Origin of the sequence: Streptomyces sp. NRRL S-495 (assembly GCF_000966955.1) — a bacterium.
GTDB lineage: Bacteria > Actinomycetota > Actinomycetes > Streptomycetales > Streptomycetaceae > Kitasatospora > Kitasatospora purpeofusca.
Map to the genome: position 1 here is coordinate 1 of NZ_JZWY01001140.1, position 4,597 is coordinate 4,597.

2 protein-coding genes are annotated in these 4,597 nt (G+C 72.9%); both read left to right on the forward strand.

The window, feature by feature from the left end; translation table 11 throughout:
• A partial coding sequence (locus VR45_RS39910) for a penicillin-binding transpeptidase domain-containing protein (protein ID WP_045944874.1) occupies positions 1–781 on the forward strand: 781 nt, incomplete at its 5' end.
• Positions 782–888: 107 nt separating this feature from the next.
• Positions 889–4,597 (forward strand): hypothetical protein (locus VR45_RS39915; protein WP_052709733.1); only part of this gene is annotated, 3,709 nt, incomplete at its 3' end.

The following is a 4,597-nucleotide window of genomic DNA, read 5'->3' on the forward strand; positions in this document are numbered from 1 at the left end:
CGGCATCGCCACCAAGGCGAGCGGCAAGCCGCTGGAGGAGGTCCCCGCGATGGGCCTGGGCGTCGAGGAGGTCAGCCCGCTGAGCATGGCCGGTGTCTACGCGACCTTCGCCGCCAACGGCAAGTACTGCGCCCCGCTCGCCGTCACCTCGATCACCACCGTCGACGGCAAGGACGTGCCGGTCCCGCCCGCCCGCTGCGAGACGGCCTTCTCCGCGGACACCGCCAAGGTGCTGAACACCGTCCTCAACGGCGTCACCGAGACCGGCACCGGCCGCGACCTCGGCCTGGAGGGGGACCGCCAGATCGCCGGCAAGACCGGCACCTCCGACAAGAAGAAGGCCGCCTGGTTCAGCGGCTACACCCCGCAGCTCGCCACCTCGGTCTGGATCGGCGGCCCCAACGGCGGTGTGGAGATGCGCAACATCACCATCAACGGCAAGTACCGCAAGGAGGTCTTCGGCGCCGACGGCCCCGGGCCGATCTGGCGCGACGCCATGAACCAGGCCCTGCGCGGGACGCCCAAGCAGACCATGCCGATGGCCGACATCCCCGACCCGGCACCCCGGAAGGACCCGAAGGACGGCGACAGTGCCAGCGGCAGCCCCACGGGTTCGCCGACCGGTTCCCCGACCAACGTCCGCAACGGCGGCGGCCGGACATCGGCCCCGGCCACCACCCCGGGCCGCCCCCCGGTCAACGCTCCGGCCAACGCCCCGGCCTCGGCGCCGGCCGGTGCTCCGGCCGACGCCGGGAACGCCCCGGCCGGGCAGAACGACTGACGGGAAATCGGTCTGCCTGCGCGCCGTCGGACGGCCGTGCTAAGACTGGCGGTGTGGGAGACGCGGAGGTCAGGAACCTGGTGGGCGGCGGGACGTATCACGGTCCCGTGATCCAGGGCGGGGACGTCCACATCCACCTGTCGCCCGGCGCACCGGCCACCACCACCGGGGCGCCGGGCGGGCCCGAGCCGTGGACGGACGCGGCCGACCGCTCCGCCGTCTGGGACCACGTTCCCGCGGGCCGGGACACGACGGTCGTACGGCAGCACGTGCTCGCCGTCGTCACCGCGCTGGCCGCGGTGCGCGACGGGGCCGGGGCCGCGCTCGCGGACGATCCGTGGCAGGACCCGGGGCTGGCGGTGCGGTTCGCCGAACAGGTGGAGTGGCTGCTCGGCGAGCCGGACCCGGACGGGCCGTTCGAGCTGTACCCGGCCGAGGCGGCTCTGCTGGTCGTCCTGCCGTTCCTCTACCGCGCCAACCAGCTGCGGACGGCCGCCCGTTGGGCGCCGGTCGTCACGCCGGGACGGTTGGGCCCGGTGGCGGGGGCGGGCCCCGAGCGGCAGTCCTTCGAGGCGTTCGGGGACGAGTACGGCATGCTGCTCGAACGGACCAGACTGCGACCGGAGTCGGCCGGGCCGATCGGGTGGTGGCTGTTCCACCGGTGGCAGCTGCACCGGGGGATGCTCGCGGAACCGGCGGACGTGGCCGAGCTGTTGGACCTGGTCGCCGAGCAGGCCCGCCCGCTCGGCGAGATCCTGGCCCCCGCCAGGGTGACCCGGCTGCTGCACGGTGTCCGGCGCGGGCCGGACGTCGCCAACATCGAGTTCCTGGACCACCTCCCGGCCGACGACCGGCTGCGCGGACCGGGCCACCAGCGGGTTCGGGAGCGTCGGCTCGTCCTGCTGCTCGCACTGGCCCACAGCACCTGTCTGGACCTCACCGCCCTGCCGGACATCGTGGTGGAACACCTCGGCATCCCGCGCCCGGTGGACCTCGGTGAGCTGCGGGACACCGTCGAACGGGCGGTCTGGGGCGGCGAGGCGACACTCCCCGTGCTCCGCGCCGAGTGCCACCACGAGGCCGTGATCGAGGGGCTGCGGGCTTGCACGGCGCGGGCCGACGAGATCCTGCACGCCGTCGACCGGGCCGGGCGCGAGCGGATCACCTGTGCCATGCCGCGCCTGCCCGCCCGGCTCTCGGCGGACCAGGTCCGCCCGGCGAGCGGTGTGTTCGACGGCTGGGCCGGGTTCCGGACGGACGAGCGCAAGGTGCGCGAACTGCTGATGGGCGTCCAGCTCTACAAGGACCGCGACCTCGCGGTGCGGGAGCTGTACCAGAACGCCCTGGACGCCTGCCGCTACCGCCGCGCGCGCACCGAGTACCTGGACCGGACCGGGCCCGCGTCCTGGATGTACGAGGGGCGGATCACCTTCGAGCAGGGGGTGGACGAGCACGGCCGCGCCTACGTCGAGTGCCGGGACAACGGGATCGGCATGGGCGACGCCGAGTTGCGGGGCGTCTTCTCGCAGGCGGGCGCCCGTTTCGCCGAACAGCCCGAGTTCAAGCTCGAACGCGCCGCCTGGAGCCGGTTGGACCCGCCGGTGGAGCTGTACCCCAACAGCCGGTTCGGCATCGGTGTGCTCAGCTACTTCATGCTCGCCGACGAACTCACCGTCACCACCTGCCGGATGGGCCCGGACGGCCGTCCGGGCCCGGTGCTGGAGGTGGCGATCCACGGGCCCGGCCACCTCTTCCGGATCGTCGAGCGTGCGGCGCGGGGCGAGGAGTGCGGGACGGCGGTCCGGCTGCACCTGCGGGACTCGGTGACCGCCGCGGCCGGCTGGTCCTGCCTCGACGTGTTGGAACGGGTGCTCGGCGTCGCCGAGTTCGGGACCATGGTGGTGCACGGCAATCGGCTGGCGCACTGGCAGGCCGGGCGGCTCCAGTTCCGCCGGCAGCCGGAACGGGAGCAGTTCGGCTTCGGCGCCCACGGCAGCCGGGTCGACTGGGCGGAGGCGCCGAAGGGCGCGCAGGTGACCTGGACCGAGTACGGCGGGGCCCTGTTGGTGGACGGGCTGGTGGTCCAGCCCGCGGTCCGGCGCGGGGTGCTGTCGAGCATGGGGGCGGGCCTGAGCGGGGTGGTGGTCAACCTCACCGGGCCGTACACCCCCGGCCGGCTCTCCGCCGACCGCGCCCAGGTGCTGGACGACGTCTCGTCCACCCTGCTGGATCTGCTCGCCCCGGCGGCGGGTGCCCTGGCGGCCGGGGAGCACCAGCTTCCGGAGTACGGCTGGGTGTGTCAGATCGCCCACGGCAGCCCGCAGTTGGCCGATCTGCTCGCGGCAGCGGCCATTGGGGCGGGGCTGACGTTGGCGCTGGGCGGCAGTTCCTTCCGCACCGCGAGAACGGGCGTGTTCCCGGCGGACCCGCAGCTTCTCTCGAGGTTCTCGGCCCGGGAGCACCAGAGGATCAGCCTCTGGGACTTCGTGGGGTTCCCTCCCGACCACGTCTTCCTGTGGCGCCTGCTCGCCAACGCCCCGCACCCGCTTCTTGACGAACTCGCAGAGTTCTGCCCGGAGTTGCGGAACGACACGCAAGTCCTCGTGGCCATGCCGTCGGACCAGCTGCTGTTGTCGGAGTACACGGCCAACGACTACAGCAGCTGGCACCCCGACAGGTCCTGGTCGGGGCAGCAACTCGCCGACGCTGTGGCGCGTTGGGGGGTGGAACTCCGGGACGCGGCCCGGCGCGCGGCCCGGCTCGGGCTGCACGACGTCAGGCCGGAGGGCTTCCCCGAGCGGCTTCCCCTCTCAGTGGTTGTGCAGCAGACACTGAGTCGGGCACCGGACGATGTCCCCGGTCAGGTCACGGTGACCGACCTGGTCAGTGCGGCCGAGGAAGACGGGCGTCGACTGGGGGAGCTCGCCGACGACTGGAGCAACCTCGGTCTCACGGTCCCGGAGGGTGTGGTGGAACTGGCCTGGAAGGCCCTGACCGACGGGCTGCTGCGGCGTGACGGTGACAACCTTCGTCGCGGGTGGTTCACCGTCGGGGAGACGGTGCCGATGGGTCGGATCGCGCAGGTCAGCGCTCAACGCGGGATCAGCGTCGGCGAAGTGTGCGCACTGTTCGCCGAGTACGGGCTGGCGGCGGATCCGGCGGGGCTGCCGCAGCATCCGCCGGCCTGGACCCTGCCTCTCCTCCGGGACCATTGCGGAGGGTCGTCGGCCTGGTGGGAGGCCGGCCTTCCCCTGTCACCCCGGCAGGTCCTCAGGGCCGCGGCGGCCCTGCGCAAGAACCCGGCAGAGGTTCTGTGGCTGTACAGGGCCTACGGCTTCTGCCTGCCGGAGGTGTTCCCGGTGGACGCCTCGGTCGACGACCTGGCCCTGTTCGAGGACCACCGGTTCGGCGACCCCGTCGACCACGGCCCGCCGGGTCCGTTCCCCTACTCCCGGATGCTCCTGGCGGCGGCCGGACGGTCGCTGCCGGACGTCATCGCCAGGTTGGAGGACTACGGGTTCCCCGTGCCGTTGCGTGCCCCGTTCGCGCCGGACGAGCTGGACGAACTGCTCCTCGACCCGGTCGGGCCGTGCTCGTGGTGGGACGTGCGAACCGGCGATCCGATGCCGTTCGCCCATCTGCTGGTGGCGGCGCAACACAGTTTCCGCACACTGGACACGCTGCTGGAGCGGTTCGACCGCTACGGGGTTCCGGTCTCCTGCCGGGAGGTCCCGGAGGGGCTCACCGCGACCACGGCACTGGAGCTTCTGGGTACCCGGTACCGGGACGACGGCGTCCTGTCGAGGGGGTCCACGG